This window comes from Agrobacterium tumefaciens (genome assembly GCF_009649785.1).
Lineage (GTDB): Bacteria > Pseudomonadota > Alphaproteobacteria > Rhizobiales > Rhizobiaceae > Agrobacterium > Agrobacterium tumefaciens.
This window is the reverse complement of the sequence record NZ_WJOK01000022.1, coordinates 71,629-92,967: the sequence shown is the minus strand read 5'-3', so window position 1 is coordinate 92,967 and position 21,339 is coordinate 71,629. Positions and strand designations below refer to the sequence as shown.

The 21,339-nt window shown below is 60.3% G+C and carries 20 protein-coding genes; 5 read left to right on the top strand and 15 right to left on the bottom strand.

Going from position 1 to position 21,339, the window contains the following annotated elements:
• From GH784_RS21085 to GH784_RS21050, 8 genes are all read right to left on the bottom strand, one after another.
• Positions 1 to 1,928, bottom strand: a 1,928-nt coding sequence (locus GH784_RS21085; RefSeq protein WP_323131485.1) for a DUF2207 domain-containing protein, incomplete at its 3' end; no start/stop codon positions are given.
• Between the two features lie 23 nt (positions 1,929 to 1,951).
• Entirely contained in the window at positions 1,952 to 3,229 is a 1,278-nt protein-coding gene (locus GH784_RS21080) for a 3-phosphoshikimate 1-carboxyvinyltransferase (protein ID WP_065703855.1), read from the bottom strand.
• An 84-nt stretch (positions 3,230 to 3,313) separates the two neighbouring features.
• Positions 3,314 to 3,865 (bottom strand): LemA family protein, encoded by a 552-nt coding sequence (locus tag GH784_RS21075; RefSeq protein ID WP_025592535.1) that lies wholly within the window; start codon positions 3,863 to 3,865, stop codon positions 3,314 to 3,316.
• A gap of 78 nt (positions 3,866 to 3,943) precedes the next feature.
• A complete protein-coding gene (locus GH784_RS21070) occupies positions 3,944 to 4,906 on the bottom strand; it encodes a glycine--tRNA ligase subunit alpha (RefSeq protein ID WP_013635520.1) in 963 nt (320 codons plus the stop codon).
• A gap of 100 nt (positions 4,907 to 5,006) precedes the next feature.
• Positions 5,007 to 5,201 (bottom strand): NfeD family protein, encoded by a 195-nt coding sequence (locus GH784_RS21065; protein ID WP_003515179.1) that lies wholly within the window; start codon positions 5,199 to 5,201, stop codon positions 5,007 to 5,009.
• A 20-nt stretch (positions 5,202 to 5,221) separates the two neighbouring features.
• Positions 5,222 to 6,091, bottom strand: a complete 870-nt coding sequence (locus GH784_RS21060; protein ID WP_173994954.1) for a S49 family peptidase — start codon at positions 6,089 to 6,091, stop codon at positions 5,222 to 5,224.
• Positions 6,092 to 6,178: 87 nt separating this feature from the next.
• Entirely contained in the window at positions 6,179 to 6,979 is an 801-nt protein-coding gene (locus GH784_RS21055) for a tRNA1(Val) (adenine(37)-N6)-methyltransferase (RefSeq protein ID WP_019564271.1), read from the bottom strand.
• Positions 6,980 to 6,985: 6 nt separating this feature from the next.
• Positions 6,986 to 7,216: a putative signal transducing protein gene (locus GH784_RS21050; protein ID WP_003515173.1), complete on the bottom strand. Its 231-nt coding sequence runs from the start codon at positions 7,214 to 7,216 to the stop codon at positions 6,986 to 6,988.
• A gap of 111 nt (positions 7,217 to 7,327) precedes the next feature.
• Between GH784_RS21050 and GH784_RS21045 the strand changes: the two genes are divergently transcribed.
• From GH784_RS21045 to moaB, 4 genes are all read left to right on the top strand, one after another.
• Positions 7,328 to 8,344: a polyprenyl synthetase family protein gene (locus GH784_RS21045; protein ID WP_003515172.1), complete on the top strand. Its 1,017-nt coding sequence runs from the start codon at positions 7,328 to 7,330 to the stop codon at positions 8,342 to 8,344.
• A 191-nt stretch (positions 8,345 to 8,535) separates the two neighbouring features.
• On the top strand, positions 8,536 to 10,380 hold the full coding sequence (locus GH784_RS21040; protein WP_065703924.1) for a tetratricopeptide repeat protein: 1,845 nt from the start codon (positions 8,536 to 8,538) through the stop codon (positions 10,378 to 10,380).
• Between the two features lie 6 nt (positions 10,381 to 10,386).
• The gene (locus GH784_RS21035) at positions 10,387 to 11,271 is read left to right on the top strand and encodes a 4-(cytidine 5'-diphospho)-2-C-methyl-D-erythritol kinase (protein WP_019564274.1); all 885 of its coding nucleotides are present in this window, start codon (positions 10,387 to 10,389) and stop codon (positions 11,269 to 11,271) included.
• A gap of 26 nt (positions 11,272 to 11,297) precedes the next feature.
• Positions 11,298 to 11,843: a molybdenum cofactor biosynthesis protein B gene (gene moaB, locus GH784_RS21030; protein WP_003515169.1), complete on the top strand. Its 546-nt coding sequence runs from the start codon at positions 11,298 to 11,300 to the stop codon at positions 11,841 to 11,843.
• Between the two features lie 44 nt (positions 11,844 to 11,887).
• Here moaB and GH784_RS21025 read toward each other — a convergent pair whose 3' ends face one another.
• From GH784_RS21025 to GH784_RS21000, 5 genes are all read right to left on the bottom strand, one after another.
• Entirely contained in the window at positions 11,888 to 12,766 is an 879-nt protein-coding gene (locus GH784_RS21025) for a dienelactone hydrolase family protein (RefSeq protein WP_065703851.1), read from the bottom strand.
• Positions 12,767 to 12,876: 110 nt separating this feature from the next.
• Positions 12,877 to 13,905: an alcohol dehydrogenase AdhP gene (adhP, locus tag GH784_RS21020; protein WP_065703849.1), complete on the bottom strand. Its 1,029-nt coding sequence runs from the start codon at positions 13,903 to 13,905 to the stop codon at positions 12,877 to 12,879.
• A 149-nt stretch (positions 13,906 to 14,054) separates the two neighbouring features.
• Entirely contained in the window at positions 14,055 to 14,456 is a 402-nt protein-coding gene (locus GH784_RS21015; protein WP_003515166.1) for an MAPEG family protein, read from the bottom strand.
• A gap of 114 nt (positions 14,457 to 14,570) precedes the next feature.
• The gene (guaB, locus tag GH784_RS21010; protein WP_003515165.1) at positions 14,571 to 16,076 is read right to left on the bottom strand and encodes an IMP dehydrogenase; all 1,506 of its coding nucleotides are present in this window, start codon (positions 16,074 to 16,076) and stop codon (positions 14,571 to 14,573) included.
• A 284-nt stretch (positions 16,077 to 16,360) separates the two neighbouring features.
• The gene (locus GH784_RS21000) at positions 16,361 to 17,362 is read right to left on the bottom strand and encodes an MBL fold metallo-hydrolase (protein WP_065658331.1); all 1,002 of its coding nucleotides are present in this window, start codon (positions 17,360 to 17,362) and stop codon (positions 16,361 to 16,363) included.
• A 193-nt stretch (positions 17,363 to 17,555) separates the two neighbouring features.
• Here GH784_RS21000 and GH784_RS20995 point away from each other — a divergent pair, with 193 nt between their 5' ends.
• The gene (locus tag GH784_RS20995; RefSeq protein WP_003515163.1) at positions 17,556 to 18,953 is read left to right on the top strand and encodes an MDR family MFS transporter; all 1,398 of its coding nucleotides are present in this window, start codon (positions 17,556 to 17,558) and stop codon (positions 18,951 to 18,953) included.
• Here the strand turns inward: GH784_RS20995 and GH784_RS20990 are convergent, their stop codons facing one another.
• Both GH784_RS20990 and GH784_RS20985 read right to left on the bottom strand, forming a co-directional pair.
• Positions 18,954 to 19,694, bottom strand: a complete 741-nt coding sequence (locus tag GH784_RS20990; RefSeq protein ID WP_003515161.1) for an RlmE family RNA methyltransferase — start codon at positions 19,692 to 19,694, stop codon at positions 18,954 to 18,956.
• A complete protein-coding gene (locus tag GH784_RS20985; RefSeq protein ID WP_065703922.1) occupies positions 19,691 to 21,322 on the bottom strand; it encodes a Ppx/GppA phosphatase family protein in 1,632 nt (543 codons plus the stop codon). The genes GH784_RS20990 and GH784_RS20985 overlap by 4 nt, the downstream gene beginning before the upstream one ends.
• Between the last annotated feature and the right edge of the window lie 17 nt (positions 21,323 to 21,339).

Genomic DNA, 21,339 nt, shown 5'->3' with positions numbered 1-21,339 from the left:
CCACCACCACCGCCGCCGCCGCCCGAACCGGAAGAACCACCGCCACCGCCACCTGAAAAGCTGGAGGAAGATGAGCTGACAGGCTGGGGAATGGTGGAAGCGATTGTATTCGCCATGGAAGTGGAGAACCCACCAATCCGGTCTCCGAAGCTGCCGTAATTGCTGCCCAAATACCAGCCGGGCGCATAACTTGCCGTGGCGGCACCAGCGGCGGCTGTCGCGAGCCAGGTCTCGAAGGTGCGGCTCCAGGGTTTTTCCACGCCGAGCGCGACCGCATAGGGCAGCAATGTCTCAAAATGCTGCGGCGACATGGCGGGGGCGTCCGCCATATTCATCCGGTCCTTTTCCGCCAGCGTCAGATAGGTTCTGAGGCCCTCGATGCCGTCCATCAGCTTGCGGCCGAGCGGCGTCGGCGCACCCATCAGGAACAGGAACAGCGCGTTGGTAAGCACGATGCCGCCGATGGCGGCCAGCGCCAGCGACTTGGTGTCATGCGTCACATCCAGCAGGATCTGCGTGGCAATGCCGCCAATGACCGAGAAAGCCACAAAACCGGCAAAGGCCAGCATAACGATGCCGCCGATGCGCTTGCTCAACGACGCGCCACGCGAGAACTGTCGGCCGATGCCGATCGACAGGATGCTGAAGAAAAAGGCGAAAAAGCCGAAGACCAGCACGGCGGCAATGGCGCTTTCATCGAGATCACCGAACACCAGCGTCGCGACGATTATGGCGACGCTGAAGAAGATGCCGAAAACGATGTAACCGGCATTGCTGCGGTAATATTTGCCGCGGTGCTCTTTTTCTATCGCCGCGCGAAACTGCTTGCCGACCTTTTCGACTTCCGTTCCATGCGCCTTGTCGATGGTGAGCGTCTCGCCCGGACCACCGATGGAGGACAACAGCGTCTTCTGCCCGCTCGGCAACTCCGCCCCAGCCTGCTTTTGCGTGCGGCGGATGACTATGGAGTTCTTCAGATCCTCCAGAACGACATAACCCTTGACCGCCAGATCAAGCGCCGAGGCGGACAGCGCTGTCCAGCCTGCGCCGGAAAAACCCCTGTTATCAACGTAATTGACCAGAGCCGGCGAAAGCCCCTCCGGTGCATCCCAGCGCGGCACGACTACACCCCTGGCCGGATCACGGCCGACCGCGAACCATGCTCGCAGATAATAGAGCAGCACTGCGAAAAGCCCGCCGCCCGAAAGCAGGATGGCAAGATTGTCACGTAGCCACCAACCTGCCTCCTGGGAGGAGTCGGGGGCGGCAATGGCGCCCTTCGGTAACTTCACGGCAACTGTCATGCCCTCGCCCACTGAAAACGGGCGGGTAGAGGCAAAAAACACCTCGTTGCCTTCGCTCAAAATGCGCGCATCCTTGCCTTTGGCACCGAGTGGACCGGTGAAAACGGCAGTATCGGTGGCCTTCACGCCCTGTGGCAAAGTGATGGTGGCGGAAATCTCACCCATCGGAAACTGCCAGCCATTGCCGGTGACGTTCCAGGTGAGTTCGTCATAATCGCTGAAATAACGGATCTGCCGGGCGGTGGTGTAGGTGATCTGGAAGATATGCTCGCCGGTCGGAAGAAAACGGTCGGCGCTGCCGGTATAAATGCGGATGCCGCCATCGATATTCTCGGTGCGCCAGTTCTCCGGCGCGCCGTCTCGCTCCACGGAAACGACGTTAAAATCCACCTTGGTGCGTCGGTTATTCGCATCCAGCGCATAAAGCGGGAAATCGCGGAAGATGCCGCGCTTGATGTTCTGACCTTCAGCACGGGCGGTGATGGTTTCCGTCACCGTCAGTTCGCCACTCTTCGCAACCTCGACGACGGAATGATAGGAGCGGATGAATTCTTCCGCAAAGGCCGGGCAGGTCGCGCCCAGGAAGACAAGCAGCGCGAGAAGTCTTGCGGCGATGGTCTTCACGGGGCGGTCTCCTCCAGCCGGTTTCAGTGCTGCGGCTCGGCAGCACTTTCCTTTTCAGTATAGTCTACGCCGAGCGAGGCGAGCGCCTTCCAGTAGCCCGGATAGGTCTTGCCAACGCAGGCAGGGTTCTGGATGGCGATGCCGCCGATCTTCAGCGCCGCCAGCGCAAAGCTCATGGCGATGCGGTGATCGGCAAAAGTATCGATGGAGGCATCGACCGTCTGGCCCGCCAGCGCCGGGTCGGCATGCACGATCAGGTCGTCGCCTTCCTCATGCGCCAGACCGTTGCGGATTTCGTTGAGGCCGAGCGAGACGGCACGGATACGGTCGCATTCCTTCACACGCAGATTGGCAATGCCGACGAAACGTACCGGCGTTTCGTTGAACGCGGCGAGAACGGCGATGGTCGGAATGGCGTCCTGCATCTGCGAACCGTCGATTTCAGCGGGCAGATGCGGAAACTGCGCCATGACCTCGTAGGCCTTGGCATCCGGCTGGGTGAACTTGTCGGCGGGCGTGCCGATGTCGATCGCACCGGCGGTCAGAAGTTCCGCGCCCCAGAGATACGTGGCGGCGGATGCATCCGGTTCGATGTGGAAATCGGTCGCGGTGTAGCCGGTCGGATGCACGCGCCAGATGGCGTTGCTGACCCGCTCAATCTTCGCGCCGAAAGCTTCCATGGCTGATGTTGTGAGATCGATATAACCCTTCGCGCCGATTTCCTCGCCCTTGAGGATGATATCGACAGGCTTGTCGCCGCAGGCGGCCGCCATCAGAAGTGCCGACACATACTGGCTGGAGAGGTTGGCATCGATGGTGACGCTGCCCTTCGGGAAACCCATGCCCTTGCCCCGCACGGTAACTGGCGGGCAGCCGGTCGGCGCATCCGCTTCGACGCCGAGGACGCGCAGCGCTTCCACCAGCGGCATGATCGGGCGTTTGCGCATGTGCTCGTCGCCATCGATGATGACGGCGCCATCCACCAGTGCTGCAGCCGCAGTCAGGAACCGCGTGGCTGTGCCGGCATTGCCGAGAAAAAGCGGCTTTTCCGGCTGTTGAAGCACGCCTGTACCCTCCACCACGAAGGTCGTGGCGTCAGGTTCTGTCACCTTAACGCCCATGGCGCGCAGGGCTTCGGCCATATAGAGCGTATCATCGCTCTTCAACGCGCCGGTTAGGCGGCTTTTTCCCTTGGCGAGGCCAGCCAGCAGAAGCGCGCGGTTGGTGATGGATTTGGAGCCGGGTGGCTCTACCTTGCCGGAAAGCGGGTGGCCGGGCGGGGTGATGGTCAGTTCGATCATGATCGTCGTCTTGTCAAAGAATGCGGCAGAGAGCCAGGATACAGGAATGTCGGCGGGAGGATTTGGACCCGGGGAACGGTCGCCTTAGAATTTCACGGTCGGCACGGCGCGGTCTGCCGGGTTGTCGATCTCGAAATAGGGTGCCTTGGCAAAACCGAACTGGCCGGCAATCAGATTGGATGGGAAGCTTTCCACCCTGACGTTCAGATCGCGCGCGGCTCCATTGTAATAACGGCGCGACATCTGCAGTTCGCCCTCGATGGTTTCCAGCGAGCGCTGCAATTCCAGAAAGTTCGTGTTGGCTTTCAGATCAGGATAGGCTTCAGCGAGCGCAAAGAGCTTGCCGAGCGCCTGCGATAGCATGCCTTCCGCCTGGGCGCGGCCTTCGACATCGCCAGCCGGCACGGCTTGGGCCCGGTTGCGCATGGCAATCACCTCTTCGAAGGTGCTTTTTTCATGCGCCGCGTAGCCCTTCACGGTCTCGATGAGATTGGGAATGAGATCGGCGCGGCGTTTCAACTGCACGTCGATGCCCGACCACGCCTCTTCCTTCATCTGCCTCGCCTTGACGAGCCCGTTATAGATGAAGACGACATAGAGCGCGATTGCCGCGATGATTGCCAGCGTGATGAACATTCCCGACCCCTCCTCAAGAGGCGCGAGCGCCGCAACGGCACCCGCACGTTAGACTGTTGCCCCGCCTTACATAAAGGTTCAGGCGGCCCTGTTCCAGTTCAACCCGCCCGCATCCGTGAGCAGGAAGGCTTCGCCGCAGGCTTTCGCCAGCGTGCGCACGCGCAGGATATAACTCTGGCGTTCCGTCACCGAGATCACGCCGCGCGCATCCAGCAGGTTAAAGACATGGCTTGCCTTGATGCACTGGTCATAGGCCGGGAACACGCATTTATGCAGGCGCTGATTGTCATCATCACCAGGCGCACCGGCGGCGAGAAGCGCCAGGCATTCCTTTTCCGCGTCGATGAAATGACGATGCAGCATGCCGGTGTCGGCAAATTCGAAATTATGGCGGGAGTATTCCTGCTCGGCCTGCAGGAAGACGTCACCATAGGAGATCTTCTCTTCACCCTCGCGACCGTTGAAGTTGAGGTCGTAGACATTGTCGACGCCCTGAACATACATGGCCAGACGCTCCAGACCGTAGGTCAGTTCGCCAGCGACCGGCGAGCATTCGATGCCGCAGACCTGCTGGAAGTAGGTGAACTGCGACACTTCCATACCGTCGCACCAGCACTCCCAGCCGAGACCCCAGGCGCCGAGCGTCGGGCTTTCCCAGTCGTCTTCGACGAAGCGCACATCATGCAGCAGCGGATCGAGACCGATGGCCTTCAGCGAACCGAGATAGAGTTCCTGAAGGTTGGAAGGGTTGGGCTTCAGAATGACCTGATACTGGTAATAATGCTGCAAACGGTTGGGGTTTTCACCGTAGCGACCATCGGAAGGCCGGCGCGAGGGTTGCACATAGGCAGCCTTCCACGGCTTCGGGCCCAGCGCGCGCAGCGTCGTTGCCGGATGAAACGTACCAGCGCCCACTTCCATATCATAGGGCTGCAATACCGCGCAGCCTTTGTCGGCCCAGTAATTGTGCAGCGTCAGGATCAGCGCCTGAAAGGAACGCTTGGGGTTCATATGGTCTGGAATATCGGTCATTGCAGTCATCGCGGCGTTGTGAGGATAAGTAAGCACTGACTTACTTCGGATGCGGACTGGTGCCACGGCATGGCGAAGGGGTCAAGGATTTATGCGTGGAGACACCGGCTTACGTCTCATCCTCACGCTTCACGCGGTATTCGCCGGTTTCGGGGTCCTTGATCAGCGTGCCGATGGCGCCGGTTTCGCGTTCCTTTTCGCGCTGCTTCGATTTTGCCGAAAGCTTTTCCGCGTCGCGAACGAAGCGGCGGTAGAGGATGACGGATCCCACCACCAGAAGAACAATTGTAATAAGCTGCGCCATAAGGCCCTATTCCTGCGACATCATAGACCGAAACGCGACCACAATGCCTTTTCTTCGGCAACTTCCGCAAGTCCCGAGACGGCGCCTGCCGCAAGCCTTTCGGCATTGAGGCCGAGTGCCGCATTCACGCCCGGCACTTTTTTGCCGAACAGCGAGCGCCCGCCGGTGACGAGATGAAGCTTGACCTTCGTCCCGTAACGGCGACGAAGAACTTCCCTCATGTCGCCCAAGCCGTCGATCAGGCCGAGATCCAGGCCACGCATACCGGTCCAGAACAGGCCGGAGAAGACCGTCTCATCGCCCTTCAGTTTTGCACCGCGGCGCATCTTGACCATATCGATGAAAACATTGTGGATTTCGACCTGAAGCGACTTCAGATATTCGATGTCGCCCTCTTTTTCCGGCTGGAAGGGATCGAGGATGACCTTGTTCTCGCCGGCGGTATAGACGCGGCGCTCCACGCCGATCTTCTTCAGCATTTCAGGGAAACCGAAACCGCCGGAAACGACGCCGATCGAACCGACGATGGAGGTGGGGTCGGCGATGATCTCGTCGCCGGCAAGCGCGATCATGTAGCCACCGGAGGCCGCCACATCCTCAACGAAGATCAGGACCTTCTTGTCCTTTTCCTCGGCAAGCTGGCGGATGCGATTATAGATCATTCGCGCCTGCACCGGCGAGCCACCGGGAGAATTCACGGAAATGGCGACAGCTGGCGCGTCCTTGATGGCAAAGGCCTTTTCCAGCAGCGGTGCATAGGAAGCAAGATTGAGAGCGGGGCGGAACTGGTTGCCGCCAGCCATGATGGCGCCATGCATGCGCACAACCGGGATGACGAGTTCTTTTTTGCGAAAGCGTTTCGGCACCAGATACTTCAGAAAACCCACAATTCACTCCTCGCAGCATTTGCCTGTTCGTCACGGATGTATGTATTGCCCTGCAAAACACAATGGTTTGCGGCCGGAGGAACGGCGAATTTATAGGCCAGGCCCGATTGCCTTTACATTACGGCGATAGGCGGTGCGGCCATTATTCAGGTCATCCACGATGGGCGTGAAGGCATGGCTGCCGGTCTCGTGCATGACGAGCGGCGCCCGGAACGACAGCCGCGCCCGTGACCCCTTGATCGCCGTTACGAGCATGCGCACCGCGTCCTCGCCGGGGCGTGGGTGGATGAGTGTGATCTCGATGCCGCCGAAACGGCTGCCACACGCGGCAATGATCTCCGCCACCGATTGCGGCCGTGCAATAAGGGAAAGCTGCCCGCCTGGAACCGTGATCGCACCTGCGGTCCTGATCCAGTCCTCGAACAGGCCCTCCGTCATGGCGTGGGCCTCAGCCTTCAGCGCATCGGGCGTGCGGCGGTCACCTGCATCATTATAGGGCGGGTTCATGATGACGTGGTGAAAATGCCCGTCCGGCAGTCCGGCCTCGACGCGCGCCTTGCCACGCAGTGTCACGTCGGCCTCACGCACGCTGACACGGGCGGAAAAAGCGGCATTTTCTGGCAATGCCAGGCTGCGGCGGGCAAATTCCACCATTTCCGGCGAACGTTCGAACAGGGTCACTTCGGCCTTTTCAAGCCGCGTGGCGACAGCGAAACCTGCCGCGCCCGCGCCCGCGCCGAGATCGGCTATGCGGCAGGCGCGCTCGTCCGCCACCATCGAGGCAAGAAGCATGGCGTCCATGCCGGCGCGGTGTCCCCTGCCCTTGGGCTGGAGAATGTGAAAACGGCCCCGGTGAAACGCATCCAAAGTTTCCGAAATCTCGCCGCCCACGTTCGTTTACGCCTCTTCGTTGCGCAATTCGTCGCCCAGACCGGCATCCACGAGAATGCGGCGGGCCTCACCGGCGCGGTCTTCCTCCACCAGGAACCGGCGGGGCAAAAGACCGAGCGAACCTTCCAGAATGCTCATTGCCTGATCGGCGACAAGGCAATGGATGCCGGCGTCCTTCATCAGGCTTTCGGCGAAGGATAACAGCACGGCATCGTTGGTACGGATCAGTTCACGCATGGATAAGCCCCAAATTCCCATTTTTTTGAATGGCTAGCGGCAATTCGCCCCTTGCCGCGACAGGCGCCAGTTTTTATTGTCGAACTCAAATTCGAACAGGAGTCCTGTCCCTTGGGCGTCGTCATACCGCTTGAAGAAAGCAAAAACAAACTCGCATCCGTCAAGCCGCTTGTCGACCTGACCCGTGCCGACATGGAACGGGTGAACCAGCTTATCCTTTCCAGAGCCGGTTCCGATGTCCAGATGATACCTGAGGTGGCCAACCATCTGATCTCGTCCGGAGGCAAACGCCTGCGGCCGATGCTGACGCTGGCCTCTGCCTCGATGTTCGGTTACGAGGGCGACCACCATATCAAGCTCGCCACCAGCGTGGAATTCATGCACACGGCGACGCTGCTGCATGACGACGTGGTGGATGAAAGCGATCTGCGCCGTGGCAAGTCCACCGCCCGCACCATCTGGGGCAACCAGGCAAGCGTTCTCGTCGGCGACTTCCTGCTCGGCCAAGCCTTCCGCATGATGGTGGACGTCGGCTCGCTGGATGCGCTCGATGTGCTGTCCACCGCCGCTTCCGTCATCGCCGAGGGCGAAGTGCTGCAGCTTTCGGTCGCCAAGAACATGGAAACGACCGAGGACGATTATCTGCAGGTGATTCGCGCCAAGACGGCCGCCCTTTTTGCAGCGGCCGCGGAAGTTGGCCCCATCGTCGCCAAAACCGACAAGGCAAGCCGCAGCGCGCTGAAATCCTACGGCATGAATCTCGGCCTTGCCTTCCAGCTCGTTGACGACGTGCTGGATTACGGCGGCAAATCCGCCGATCTCGGCAAGAATACGGGTGACGATTTCCGTGAGGGCAAGATAACCCTGCCGGTCATCCTGTCCTATCGCCGCGGCACGCAGGATGAGCGCGCCTTCTGGCGCAACGCCATCGAAAACGGCGAAAGCAGCGACGAAAACCTCGAAAAGGCGCTCGGTCTCATCACCAAATACAACGGTCTTGGCGATACGATCGGCCGGGCCACGCATTACGGCACCATTGCCCGCGATGCGCTTGCACCGCTGCCGGAAAGCCCGTGGAAAAACGCGCTTCTGGAAGTCATCGACTTCTGCATCGAGCGTCTCAACTGACGCTGGAGGCCTCAGGCAAACGGCGGATGGACAAGACCGTCCGCCGCTGTTTCGGACTGGGTGTCCCGCAAGGGTAGATTGTGGCGCGGGCCATAATTTCTTGCGGGGTTGCTTCAAAAAAGCCATTCTATCGTGACCAAACAATGGAAACTGATTTTTCCGTGCTTCTGCACAAAGGCAAAGGTTCCCTCATGCGGCGTAAACCAGCACTTCGTCTTCTCTGCAGCGCGGCTCTTGCCGCCGCTCTCGCACTTGGCGCGGGTGCAAGCCCCGGCTTTGCGGAGACGAAAACGGACGCCAAGGCCGTTACTTTCGATCCTGCCAAGGTAAATACCTTCTCCGGCGCATTCCTTGCCGCGCGCAATGCCGATGTCGATCAGGATTACCCCACCGCGATTTCGCTCTACAAGAAGGCGCTGGAATTCGATCCGGCCAATTCGGAAATCCGCCAGCGCCTGATGATCGCCGAACTGTTGAGCGGCAATTTCGAGGCTGGCGCCAAGATTGCCGATTCGATGAAGGACGATACCTCCGTCGAACGCGTGACGACCATCGTGCGCGGCCTCGACGCCATCAAGGACAAGGAATTCGTCAAAGCCGAGAAAATCCTGAAATATACCGGCCCGAACGATCTCGACCGCATGGTCAACACGCTTCTGACGGCATGGGCGCGCGCCGGTTCAGGCAAGCCCAAGGAAGCGCTGGCCCTCGTCAACAACATGAAGGGTCCGGGCTGGATTTCGATTTTCCAGAAATACAATGCCGCGGCGATCGCCCTTGTCTCCGGCAACACAGATGCTGCCCGCAAGAGCCTCAATGAGGCCGTGACGGATCGTGAAGGCGGGGCAACCGCTTCCGACACCTATATGCGCGCGGTGATGGCGCTTGCACGGCTGGAGGCTTCAGCCGGCAACAAGCAGAAGGCGCTGGACGCAATTGCGGTCGGCGACACTTTTGCGCCGAACTATGCGCCGCTCAAAGCGCTTCGCCAATCCATCGAGAAGGGCGAGAAGCCGCCGCAGCAGATCACCAATGCCGTTGAAGGCGCGGCTTCCGTGATGTTTTCCATCGCGGGCGCGCTGAACCGCGAAGGTGCCGAAGAGATCGTCACGCTTTACCTTCAGACGTCGCGTGCGCTCGATCCGCAAAGCGCCGATACGCTGATCCTTCTCGGCGGACTTGCCGAGGCGATGAAACAGCCCGACCGCGCCATCGCCTTCTACCGCGACGTGCCGAAGGATTCGCCGATGCACCGCATCTCCGAGCTGCAGCTCGGGCTGACGCTGGCGCAGACGGGCAAGGTGGAGGAAGCGCGCAACCACCTGCAATCCCTGCTGCAATCCGATCCGAAGGATATCCGTTCTTACCTCGCCTATGGCAGCGTGCTTTCCGACGCCAAGGACTACAAGGCCATGGCCGAAAACTACGACAAGGCTGTCGAGGTGATCGGTGCCGTGCCGCAGAAGTCGGACTGGACCGTGTTCTTCCAGCGCGCCATCGCCCATGAGCGCCTGAAGGAATGGGACAAGGCCGAGCCGGACTTCAAGCGTGCGCTCGAACTCAACCCGGAACAGCCGCAGGTGCTGAACTATCTCGGCTATTCCTGGGTGGACAAAGGTATCAACCTCGACGAAGCGATGAAGATGATCAGCCGCGCGGTCGAGCTTCGGCCGAATGACGGCTATATCGTCGACTCGCTTGGCTGGGCGCATTTCCGGCTGGGCGCGTTTGACCAGGCCGTCACCGAACTGGAGCGGGCAATCGAGCTCAAGGCCGGCGATCAGACCATCAACGATCATCTGGGCGATGCCTACTGGCGTGTCGGTCGCAAGATCGAGGCCGTGTATCAGTGGAACCGCGCGCTGATTGGCGACAATGACGATCTGGACAAGGCCAAGGTGAAGGAAAAGATTGCCAACGGCCTGCCGCCGCTGGAAAAGGACGCCGAAAACACCGCCAAGAAGGAGGCCGCGCCGCAGCCGCCGGCTCCGCCAGCACCGGCCCCTGTTGCCCCTGCCCCGGACAAGAAATCCTGACGCGACATGCGCGCGGATGACATTACCGGGGCTGTCGAAACAACCGAGGCGGCCCCGGCCAAGATCAATCTGGCACTGCATGTAACCGGTCAGCGGGCAGATGGTTATCATCTGCTCGAGACGCTGGTGACCTTCACCGAAGCAGGCGACGCGATCCATGTTCGCGATGCCGATGCCGACACTTTCTCCATCTCCGGCCCGTTTGGCGATCTGCTGCGGGCAGGCGATGGCGGCAACAATCTCGTCGTCCGTGCCAGAGACCTTTTGCGTGATGCGCTTGTGGCGGCAGGTCAATCGGCACGCCCGGTTGCCATCCATCTCGAAAAGAACCTGCCAGTCGCCTCCGGCATTGGCGGCGGCTCAGCGGATGCGGCAGCGACACTGCGGGCGCTGTTGCGGCACTGGAATGCCAGGATTGTTCCTGAAAATCTCGCACCCATCGCGCTTGCGCTTGGCGCTGACGTGCCGATGTGCCTTGAAAGCCGCCCACTCATCGCACGAGGTATCGGCGAGGATATCGAGCCGGTCTCCGATCTGCCGGAATTCTTTCTGGTGCTGGCCAACCCTCTGAAAGCGGTCTCGACGCCGGAGATTTTTCGGCGATTGCTCGACAAGGCCAACCCGCCCCTGCCGGAGCGCAAAGAAGGCGGCTGGATGGATTTTCTGGCGCAAAGCCGAAACGATCTGGAAGTCCCCGCCAAGGCGCTCCTGCCGGAGATCGGCGCAATCGCCGGCATGCTGTCGCAGGAAGGTGCTTCCCTTGTGCGCATGTCCGGTTCGGGTGCCACCTGTTTTGGATTATTTCATTCCTTCGAGGCCGCCCGAAAAGCGGAAACATCGCTTCGAAACAAGCGCCCCGGCTGGTATTTTCAGGCGACGCGGACCATCTGAAGACAACACAATTCGAGGATAAGGCCATGGCAGGCGAAAGACCCTTCATTCCCCTCGGCATCGCGGTTCTGACCGTTTCGGACAGCCGCACGCTTGAGAATGACAAGTCCGGCGACACGCTAGTCGCACGCATAGAGGAAGCCGGACACAAGGTCGCCGCCCGCACCATCGTGGCAGACGACAAGGCTGCTATTTTCAACACCGTGCGCGACTGGACGCTCAACGGGAGCGTGGATGTGGTCATCACCACCGGCGGCACCGGCTTTACAGGCCGCGACGTGACACCCGAGGCGCTGGAACCCCTGTTCGAAAAGCGCATGGACGGCTTTTCTGCCATCTTCCATCGCATTTCCTATGAAAAGATCGGCACCGCCACCATCCAGTCACGGGCGACCGGCGGCGTGGCAAACGCCACCTTCATCTTCGTGCTGCCCGGCTCTCCCGGCGCCTGCAAGGATGCCTGGGACGGTATTCTCAAAGCCCAGCTCGATTACCGCCACCTGCCCTGCAATTTCGTTGAGATCATGCCCCGGCTTGATGAGCATTTGAAACGCGGGGCTGGCGGCGTCTAGAGCGGGATTTCAGGGGTTGTCCGTCACAGCGGACCGAAACCCCACTACGCCAGATATTTTTTGAAGAACTCCGTCGTCCGGCCCCAGGCGAGATCGGCCGCGGCCTTGTCGTATCGCGCCGAGGACGTATCGTTGTTGAAGGCGTGGTTGACGCCGTCATAAACGAAGATTTCGAAGGTTTTGCCGTTTTGCTCCAGTGCCTTTTTATAGGCGTCGATACCGGCATTGATGCGCTCGTCCAGACCGGCATACTGTAACAGCAGGGGCGCCTTGATAGCAGGCACATCGGCCGCCGGCGGCTGCTGGCCGTAATAGGCGACGCCGGCATTCAGGCCTGCCGATTTGGTGGCGAACCGGTTGACCAGCCCGCCGCCCCAGCAGAAACCGACCGCACCAACCTTGCCGTTCGCACCCTGCCTTGCGGCGAGCCACACCCGACCGGCTTCGGCATTGGCGACTGTTGCCTCCATATCGAGGCCACTGAACATCTCCCGTGCCTTATCTTCATCCGAAGGCGTGCCGCCCTGCGGCGACAGGAAATCAACCGCAAGCGCCCTGAACCCCGCAAGCGCCACGCGTCTTGCCACATCGCGGATATGGTCGTTCAGGCCCCGGTTTTCATGGATGACGATGACCGAGCCAATGGGCCCGGAAACCGATTTCGGCGTGACGAGATAGCCTTTCATCTCGCCCCCGGGGGCGGGATAGGTCACCTCTTCCGCAACGATACCCGCATCATCAGGCGCAACGATTGCCGCACGGGCGCTGTTGGCCGAAAGAAGCGGCGCGATTGCGGCAGCAGCTGCGCCGGACCCGGCAAGCAGGCTGAGCTTTTCCATGAATTTGCGGCGATCGAGGCTGAGATGGGTATATTCATCGTAAGCGTCGATCATGGCCTGTGTAATCTTCGGCTTGTCGTCCATCGCTCTCTTCTCCCTGAACGCGCAGATGCACAGGGAGGATAGCGCAGATCGCCGCCCGGTGAACAAGCGGCGGCACACTTTTGCGTGAGCGCCACCGCTGGTCATCTGTCTCAGGCGGCAAGGTCCACGACGATACGGCCGTCGATCTTGCCCTCTTCCATTCGACGGAAGATGTCGTTGATGTTTTCGAGTTTGTCCCAGGAGAAGTGGGCGGCTACCTTTCCTTCACCAGCGAAGGAAAGCGCCTCCTCCAGATCCTGCCTTGTGCCGACGATGGAGCCACGCACCGTGATGCGCTTCAGCACCGTTTCGAAAACCGGAATGGAGATGAAGCCCGGCGGCAGGCCAACAAGTGCCATCGTGCCCTTGGAGCGCAGGAAACCGTAGGCCTGCTCCATGGCTTTGGGCGAAACCGCCGTCACGAGCGCGCCGTGGACGCCGCCGGTCGCCTTCTGCACCTGTTCCACCGCATCCGGCGCCCGACCGTTGACGGTGAAATCCGCGCCCAGCTTTTTCGCAAGCTCCAGCTTGTCGTCATAAATATCGGCGGCAACGACATGCATGCCCATGGCCTTGGCATATTGCACGGCCATATGACCAAGCCCGCCAATGCCCGAAATGACCACCCATTCGCCGGGCCTCACTTCGGTTTCCTTGAGACCCTTGTAGACGGTGACACCGGCGCAGAGCACGGGTGCAGCGGGGCCGAATTCCAGATTGTCGGGAAGTCGGCCAACGAATTTCGGATCCGCAAGCCCGTATTCCGCAAAGCTGCCATTGACGGAATAACCCGAGTTCTTCTGACTTGGGCAAAGAGTTTCCCAGCCGGTACGGCACGGAATGCAGCATCCGCAGGCGGTATAAAGCCACGGCGTGCCGGCGCGGTCGCCTACCTTGATGCCGGTCACGCCAGCGCCGATCTTGGCGACGTAGCCGACGCCTTCATGGCCGGGGATGAATGGTGGATTGGGTTTGACCGGCCAATCGCCCGTTGCGGCGTGCAGGTCCGTGTGGCAAATGCCGGTCGCCTTGTAATTGATGAGAATTTCACCCGGGCCAGGATCCGGTATCGCCACTTCCTCGATGGTCAGCGGTTTGCCAAATGCGCGGACAACCGCGGCCTTCATTGTTTTAGCCATGACATACTCCCTAATCTCTGCTCGCCTGAAATTCTCGACGGCGAGGCAGAGACTACCGGGGATGGGGCGTCACGGAATTGACCCATCGCAAATCGCAGCATTTTAGAGGCGCGATTGTCTCACTTATGAAGCAACCTTACGGTGCCATCTCACTCCAGCGCCAACCAGATGGCGAGCCAGCCCCAGAGGCAGACGAGAAGCGCGAAACCAATCGCGAACAATGGCGCACGATAACGCAGACGGTTGCTGGTGACGTGAACGAAGGAGTGCGCATAACGGGAAATCACGAACAGCCAGGCCAGAACGACGGTAACGATATTGTCCGCGTCGGTAATATAAAGCAGCAGGCAGACGGGGTGGAAGAGAACCGGAAGCTCGAACTGGTTGGCAATGTTTCGGTTGACCAGATAGCTTTCGCGCCCTTCCTGTCCCGTATCGCGATATCTAAGCGCGGTGTCGCGGTCCGTCAGCGTGTATTTTTTGCGGCGGTAAAGCAGTAGGGCGTAAAGAACGAACACGAGAAATGCATGGGCTATCATCGGCCAGAACATTGCGGTCGTTGGTGACATGCTTTCTCCTCCAATCACAATAACGCTCCCCGATCCGGCATGAATCGGGGAGCGCCAAATACTGAGACTATGTTGTTGCGGATTCGGCTCGAAAGATCAAACCGCGCCGGGGTAGTTCGGGCTTTCGCGGGTGATCGTCACGTCATGGGCGTGGCTTTCGCGCAAGCCCGCGCTGGAAATGCGCACGAAGGTGGCGCGCTCCTGGAATTCCTTGATCGTGCCGCCGCCGACATAACCCATGGCAGCCTTCAGGCCACCGGCCAGCTGGTGCAGGACGCCGGAGACCGGACCCTTATAGGGAACCTGACCTTCGATACCTTCCGGAACGAGCTTCAGCGTGTCGCGCACTTCCGCCTGGAAATAACGGTCGGCGGAGCCGCGCGCCATGGCGCCAACGGAACCCATGCCGCGATAGGCCTTGAAGGAACGGCCCTGATAGAGGAACACTTCGCCCGGGCTTTCATCCGTGCCGGCCAAAAGCGAGCCGATCATGACGGCGGAGGCGCCGGCGGCAATAGCCTTCGCCAGATCGCCCGAGAACTTGATGCCGCCATCGGCGATGACAGGAATATCTGCAGCATTGGCCACTTCGACCGAGGCCATGATCGCAGCAAGCTGCGGAACGCCAACGCCGGCGACGATACGGGTGGTGCAGATGGAACCGGGGCCGATACCGACTTTGACGCCATCGGCGCCGGCATCGATCAGTGCCTTGGTGCCGTCAGCGGTCGCAACATTGCCGGCGATGATGCGAACGGAGTTCGACATCTTCTTGACCACCGAAACGGCATCGAGCACGCGCTGCGAATGGCCATGCGCGGTATCAACGACCAGAAGGTCAACACCGGCATCGATGAGGCGTTCTGCGCGCTCGATGGCATCGGCACCGACGCTGATGGCGGCAGCGGCGCGAAGACGGCCCTGCGCATCCTTGGTGGCGTTGGGGTTGAGCTGCGACTTCTCCATATCCTTGACGGTGATGAGGCCGACGCAATTGCCCTTTCCATCCACCACCAGCAGCTTTTCAATGCGGTGCTTGTGCAACAGACGGCGCGCTTCCTGCTGATCGACGCTGCTTTCCTTGACCGTAACAAGGTTTTCGCGGGTCATCAGTTCATAGATCTTCTGCTGCGGATCGGATGCGAAACGCACGTCGCGGTTTGTCAGAATGCCGACGAGACGGCCATTCTTGTGGCCGCCGGCACCGCCGTTTTCAACCACCGGAATGCCGGAAATGCCGTGCGCCTTCATCAAAGCCTGTGCTTCTGCCAGCGTGGCATCCGGGCCGATGGTGACCGGGTTGACGACCATGCCGCTCTCGAACTTCTTTACCTGCCGGACTTCTTCGGCCTGTTCGATGGGGGTAAGGTTGCGGTGGATGACGCCGATGCCGCCGGCCTGCGCCATGGCGATGGCAAGACGGCCTTCCGTGACCGTGTCCATGGCGGAAGATAGGATCGGCAGGTTGAGATCGATATCACGGGCAATGCGGGTGGCGATATTTGTCTGTCCCGGCATAACCTCGGAATGTCCGGGCTGCAGCAACACATCGTCAAATGTGAGAGCGTCCAAACCAGTGGGTGTTTGAATGATGCGTGCCATGACCAAATTCCTTCATAATGAAAATGCGTGGCCGTCCCGGAACGAAAAGTTCACCCCGGCGCCCTGCAAGGATTGCTTGGAAGTTGGCGAGGGCTGGTAACACGTTCATGACAGGAAGGAAATAGAAAAAACCCGGAATGACCTTCCGGGCTTATTCTGTTGCTGCATTGCAGCAGGCGTTAAACAGCGTCCTGTGGATCCCTGTTCCGCACGACGCGCTTTAACTGCTTGTTTTTACGCATGTCGTTATCGCAAAACCGCTTAACGCTTTTGCGCGATATGCATCAGATGTCGAACTGGTAGGACTTCGGCACGAAACGGTACCCCGTATCCAGCTTTTCCGCGTAACCGACAGCCGGGAAAGGCATGTGATAGCCGAGGAACGGCAACCGGTCCGTGGCGATCATGTCGTAGACCTTCTTGCGGGTTGCAGCGGCCGCCGCCTTGTCCATGTCGAACTTCACTTCCCAATCCGGCTTTTGCAGCGACAGGACGAAATGGTTGGCCGTATCAGCCGTCAGGATCAGCTGCTTGCCTTCGGATTCGACACGGAAGATCATGTGGCCCGGCGAATGGCCAAACGCCGCAATGCCGGTGATGCCGGAAACCACGTCAGCGCCGTCGCCGATGAAGGTCGCCTTTTCCGCCAGCGGTTTGACGTTGGCGATGACGCCCTTCTGGCCGCCTTCGGCAGGCGTGCCAACCCGCTTCTCGTCCGTCCAGAAATCATATTCCGCCTGGCCGAAAACATAACGCGCCTTGGAGAAGGCTGGCGCGCCCTTTTCCATCAATCCGCCAATGTGGTCTCCGTGCATATGGGTCAGCACCACCACGGTCACGTCGTCAGGAGAGTAACCGGCAGCCGCCATGCCTTCGATAAGACGGCCATTACCAGCGCCACGGCCGGACTCGCCGAAACCCGTGTCGAACAGCACAAGGTCCGTGCCAGTATTTACGAGAACCGGCGAGAAGGAATTGACGAATTGCTCCTTCGGCAGAAAATTGTCTTCCAGCAGCTTGCCGACGGTTTCCGCCGACTGATCGGTGCCGAAGGTCTCGCCCGGATTGGGCGCGGCGCGCGCGCCATCCTTCACGACAAGCACTTCGAAATTACCAAGCTTGAAGCGATTGGTTTCAGGCGGCATGGCGTGTTTGATCTCCATGGAAGTTTGCGGCTGGTTCGTCTGCGCCGTTGCGGTGCGCGCCATCAATAGCGGCGCGCCGAGAACGCTTGCTCCCGCCACACCGATAAGGCCGCGTCTGCTCATGCTCAAGGATTGAGTCATCATTTTTCTCCCGATTCTCGCCAATGTCACTTTGCCCAACGGACAATAGAGCGAGAAAGTTGCAAGAAAACCGGCCTCACGCAGGTTTGATCGGAACTTCAGAAATTGATAATTAACGTGTTGGCAAGTCGGCCCATCAGGCGTAGGAGGAACTGCGATACCATTGTCGCAGCGGAGAGCCGCAGGCAGCCTCATGAACCGCATCATTCCCCTGATCCTGGCAGTCGCTCTCTTCATGGAGCAGATGGACTCCACCGTAATCGCAACGTCGCTTCCGGCCATTGCGGCCGATCTTCATGTGGGTCCGATCACGCTCAAGCTCGCACTGACGGCCTATATGGTGTCGCTGGCGATTTTCATTCCCATCAGCGGCTGGATGGCCGACAAATACGGCGCCAAGAAAATCTTCCGTTTCGCCATCGGCGTCTTCGTCGTCGGTTCGATCTGCTGCGCGGTCTCGTCATCGGTATTCGAATTCGTCGTTTCGCGCTTCCTGCAAGGCATGGGCGGGGCGATGATGACGCCCGTTGGCCGCCTCGTCCTCCTGCGGACGACGCAACGCAGCGAGCTGGTTTCCGCCATGGCGCTTTTGACGATACCGGCGCTTGTCGGGCCTCTGACCGGCCCGCCGATCGGCGGCTTCATCACCACCTATTTTTCATGGCACTGGATTTTCCTCATCAACGTGCCCATCGGCGTTATCGGCATCTGGCTGTCGACGATCTTCCTGCCGGAAATCGAGACCACCAATCCGCCACCGATGGACGGCAAGGGTTTCGTATTATCCGGTCTTGCAGCATCGGGCGTGGTTTTCGGCGTGTCGGTCGTCAGCCTTCCTGCACTGCCGCCCGCCATCGGCATCGCTTCGACGGTCATCGGTTTCATCTGCGGCTTTCTTTATGTGCGCCACGCGGCAAACCATCCTGCTCCCATTCTGGATTTCCGCATTTTCCGCAACCCGACATTCCGGGCGGCCACCGTTGGCGGCACCGCCTTCCGCATTTCCACAGGCGCCATTCCCTTCCTGATGCCGTTGATGTTGCAGATCGGTTTCGGGCTCAACCCGTTTCAATCAGGCATGATCACCTTTGCCGGGGCAATCGGCGCGATCACCACGAAATTCATGGCCAAGCGGGTCTTTGCCGCAACGGGGTTCAGATCAACGCTGATCGGAGCCGGCATCGTCGGCGCCTTCACGACGCTCGCCAACAGCTTCTTCACGCCGGAAACGCCCTACCCGCTGATCATGATCTGCCTGGTCACGGCGGGCTTTGCCCGTTCCTTCTTCTTTACCGGATCCAACGCGCTCAGCTATTCCGATATAGACGACAGCCAGGCAAGTCAGGCGACTTCGATGGCATCCGTGCTGCAACAGATCAGCCTTGCGCTCGGCGTGGCTTTCGCAGCCGCCATCCTGGAAGTCAGCAGCATGTTATCCGGCTCGCATCTGCAGCTTGCCGATTTCCACGTTGCCTTCACCATCGTGGCGCTGGTCTCGCTGTTTGCAATCGTGCCGATCATCCGCATGGACGCGCAAGCGGGCGCGGCCGTTTCCGGCCACCGCGGCAAGGTCTCGCAACCGGCAGAGTGATTAGTCTTCGTCCGCCTCATCCACGTGCATAACGGACTGCGTTTCGGCTGTCCGGCCCTTGAAATGCTTGGCGAGCAGGAACATTTCGACCGATTCCGAGCGCGAGGACGCCGGCTTGATATGCAGGACCTGCTTGAAGTTCTTCTTCAGCATGTCGAGCAATGCCTTTTCCGTGCCGCCCTGGAAGGTCTTGGCGAGGAAATGGCCGCCTTCCGCCAGCACCTGAACCGCGAAATCGGCCGCGACTTCGCACAGATGCATGGTGCGGATGTGGTCCGTCTTCTGGTGGCCCGTGGTTGGTGCAGCCATGTCGGACAGTACCAGATCCGGCGTGCCGCCAACGGCCTCCATCAACTGGTCCGGTGCGGTCGGATCGAGGAAGTCGAGCTGCAGGATCTTCACGCCGGGGATGGGATCGATTTCGAGAAAATCGATAGCGGCGACGCGGATATCATCCTCGGTGGAATCCGTCACCTTAGAAGCGATCTGCGACCAGCTTCCGGGTGCCGCACCAAGGTCGATGATGCGGGTGGCACCCTTCAGGATCTGGTGCTTGTCGTTGATTTCCAGAAGCTTGAAGGCGGCGCGGGCGCGATAGCCTTCCAGCTTGGCGCGCTGCACATAGGGGTCGTTGATATGACGTTCCAGCCAGCGGCGCGATGAGGCCTTGAGCTTGGTCTTCTTGACCTTCTGACCGATCTTTCGGCCGGTGCGATTGGTGCTTGTGGGCGCCTTGCTCATGTCAAACCTTCCGTTCTGTCCTGCCGTGCCATCTGCATGCGCCTTATCCGGTTACGCCGCCATGCGCCGTCATCCGCCATCATATCCGTCAACAGGCCTTCGCGCAGCCCGCGATCGGCCACACGCATGCGCCGCGCCGGCCAGCGACGGCGAATGGCCTCGAGGATGGCGCAGCCGGCCAGAACCAGATCGGCCCTGTCAGGACCGATGCAGGCATTGGCGGCGCGGCCGGCAAAATCCCATGCCAGAAGCTTGTCCTGCATCGCCGTCACCTCGGTATCTGAAAGCCAGAGGCCATCCACCTTGCGGCGATCGTAGCGCGGCAGGTCGAGGTGAACGCCCGCAAGCGTCGTCACCGTACCCGAGGTTCCGATCAGGTGAAAATCCTCGTGATGCGCAAGCGGCGCCAGAGGCGGGCACTGGAAGGCATCCAGCAGCCCTTCGACTTCCCGCACCATGGCGGCAAACACATCCGGCGTCACATCGCGGCCGCCATGGCGTTCCGAGAGGGTAACAACGCCGACCGGCAACGATGTCCAGTGGGTGATGTGGTTGGCGAGCCGGTTGGAACGGTTTTCGCCGACCTTGATGACCGCGATTTCCGACGATCCGCCGCCTATATCGAACAGCACCACCGAACGGGCTTCACGCCCGACCAGGGAGGCGCAACCCGAAACGGCGAGACGCGCTTCCGTCTCGCGGCTGATGATCTCAAGCTTGAGCCCGGTTTCCCGGGTAACCCGCTCCAGAAACTCCTCGCCATTGGTTGCTGCCCGGCAAGCTTCGGTGGCGATGAGGCGCATACGCCTGATCGGGCGTCCAGCAAGTTTCGAGGAGCAGACCTTGAGAGCCTCCACCGCGCGATCCATGGCATCGTCTGAAAGACGGCCGGTCGATACCAGCCCCTCGCCCAGCCGGACGATGCGCGAAAAGGCATCGACGACCCGGAACTGGCCGGGCCGTGTCGGCTGCGCGATCAGCAGTCGGCAATTATTGGTTCCGAGATCGAGCGCCGCATACATGTCCGTTGCGAATTCGGAGCCATGCTCTTGATGGCGGGCGCCGTGACGGGCGGACATTTCGGATTGTTGCCGGTGCGGTTCCTGAGCCGTCCCATTGGCGCGACCGTTCTGCTTGCCAACATGTCGGGGCGCATGGGAGGGAACCAGCGGGCGACCCTGCGGATCGCGGCTGCGCGAATCACGGTGAGCCCGCTTGCGGTTACGCGACTTGCGACCACCGGCAGGCGGCACGGAGGATGGATTGGTGGCATCCGTTGCGACGACAGCCTCTGGCTGTTCACTGGCAGCAGGCGGCGTCTGATGGGAGGTGCCTTTGCCACGGGAACGCCGACGCCGCTTTCTTTTGCGCGGTTCGGCATCCGGCTCGAGAGCCGATACATAGGGGGAACCGGCCGGAACATCCGCGGCAACATCATGCGACAGCACAGCAACGTCACGGGGTTTACCGTCACGCCTGTTTTTCTTGCCACGACGGGATCGCTTCGCTTTCCCTTTGTTTGCCACCGACGCCCCTTGTTCCGACGGCTTTGGGCCGTTTCCGGGGTCGATCACTGTCTTGTCCATTTCGCCGCGCACAAGCGTAGACGCTATGCTGCTGGCTTTCATAAGGTTTCGTTGGGCGG

Excerpts from the sequence above, each read along its gene's own strand:
- GH784_RS20990 (WP_003515161.1), bottom strand. The coding sequence starts at position 19,694 with ATGAGCAAGGCGCCCACAAGCACCAATCGCACCGGCCGAAAGATCGGT.
- GH784_RS21015 (WP_003515166.1), bottom strand. The coding sequence starts at position 14,456 with ATGTTCTGGCCGATGATAGCCCATGCATTTCTCGTGTTCGTTCTTTAC.
- GH784_RS21070 (WP_013635520.1), bottom strand. The coding sequence starts at position 4,906 with ATGACTGCAATGACCGATATTCCAGACCATATGAACCCCAAGCGTTCC.
- moaB (WP_003515169.1), top strand. The coding sequence starts at position 11,298 with ATGGCAGGCGAAAGACCCTTCATTCCCCTCGGCATCGCGGTTCTGACC.
- GH784_RS21050 (WP_003515173.1), bottom strand. The coding sequence starts at position 7,216 with ATGCGTGAACTGATCCGTACCAACGATGCCGTGCTGTTATCCTTCGCC.
- GH784_RS21075 (WP_025592535.1), bottom strand. The coding sequence starts at position 3,865 with ATGTTCATCACGCTGGCAATCATCGCGGCAATCGCGCTCTATGTCGTC.
- adhP (WP_065703849.1), bottom strand. The coding sequence starts at position 13,905 with ATGGCTAAAACAATGAAGGCCGCGGTTGTCCGCGCATTTGGCAAACCG.
- GH784_RS21025 (WP_065703851.1), bottom strand. The coding sequence starts at position 12,766 with ATGGACGACAAGCCGAAGATTACACAGGCCATGATCGACGCTTACGAT.
- GH784_RS21065 (WP_003515179.1), bottom strand. The coding sequence starts at position 5,201 with ATGGCGCAGCTTATTACAATTGTTCTTCTGGTGGTGGGATCCGTCATC.
- GH784_RS21035 (WP_019564274.1), top strand. The coding sequence starts at position 10,387 with ATGCGCGCGGATGACATTACCGGGGCTGTCGAAACAACCGAGGCGGCC.
- GH784_RS21040 (WP_065703924.1), top strand. The coding sequence starts at position 8,536 with ATGCGGCGTAAACCAGCACTTCGTCTTCTCTGCAGCGCGGCTCTTGCC.
- GH784_RS20995 (WP_003515163.1), top strand. The coding sequence starts at position 17,556 with ATGAACCGCATCATTCCCCTGATCCTGGCAGTCGCTCTCTTCATGGAG.
- GH784_RS21080 (WP_065703855.1), bottom strand. The coding sequence starts at position 3,229 with ATGATCGAACTGACCATCACCCCGCCCGGCCACCCGCTTTCCGGCAAG.
- guaB (WP_003515165.1), bottom strand. The coding sequence starts at position 16,076 with ATGGCACGCATCATTCAAACACCCACTGGTTTGGACGCTCTCACATTT.
- GH784_RS20985 (WP_065703922.1), bottom strand. The coding sequence starts at position 21,322 with ATGAAAGCCAGCAGCATAGCGTCTACGCTTGTGCGCGGCGAAATGGAC.
- GH784_RS21000 (WP_065658331.1), bottom strand. The coding sequence starts at position 17,362 with ATGACTCAATCCTTGAGCATGAGCAGACGCGGCCTTATCGGTGTGGCG.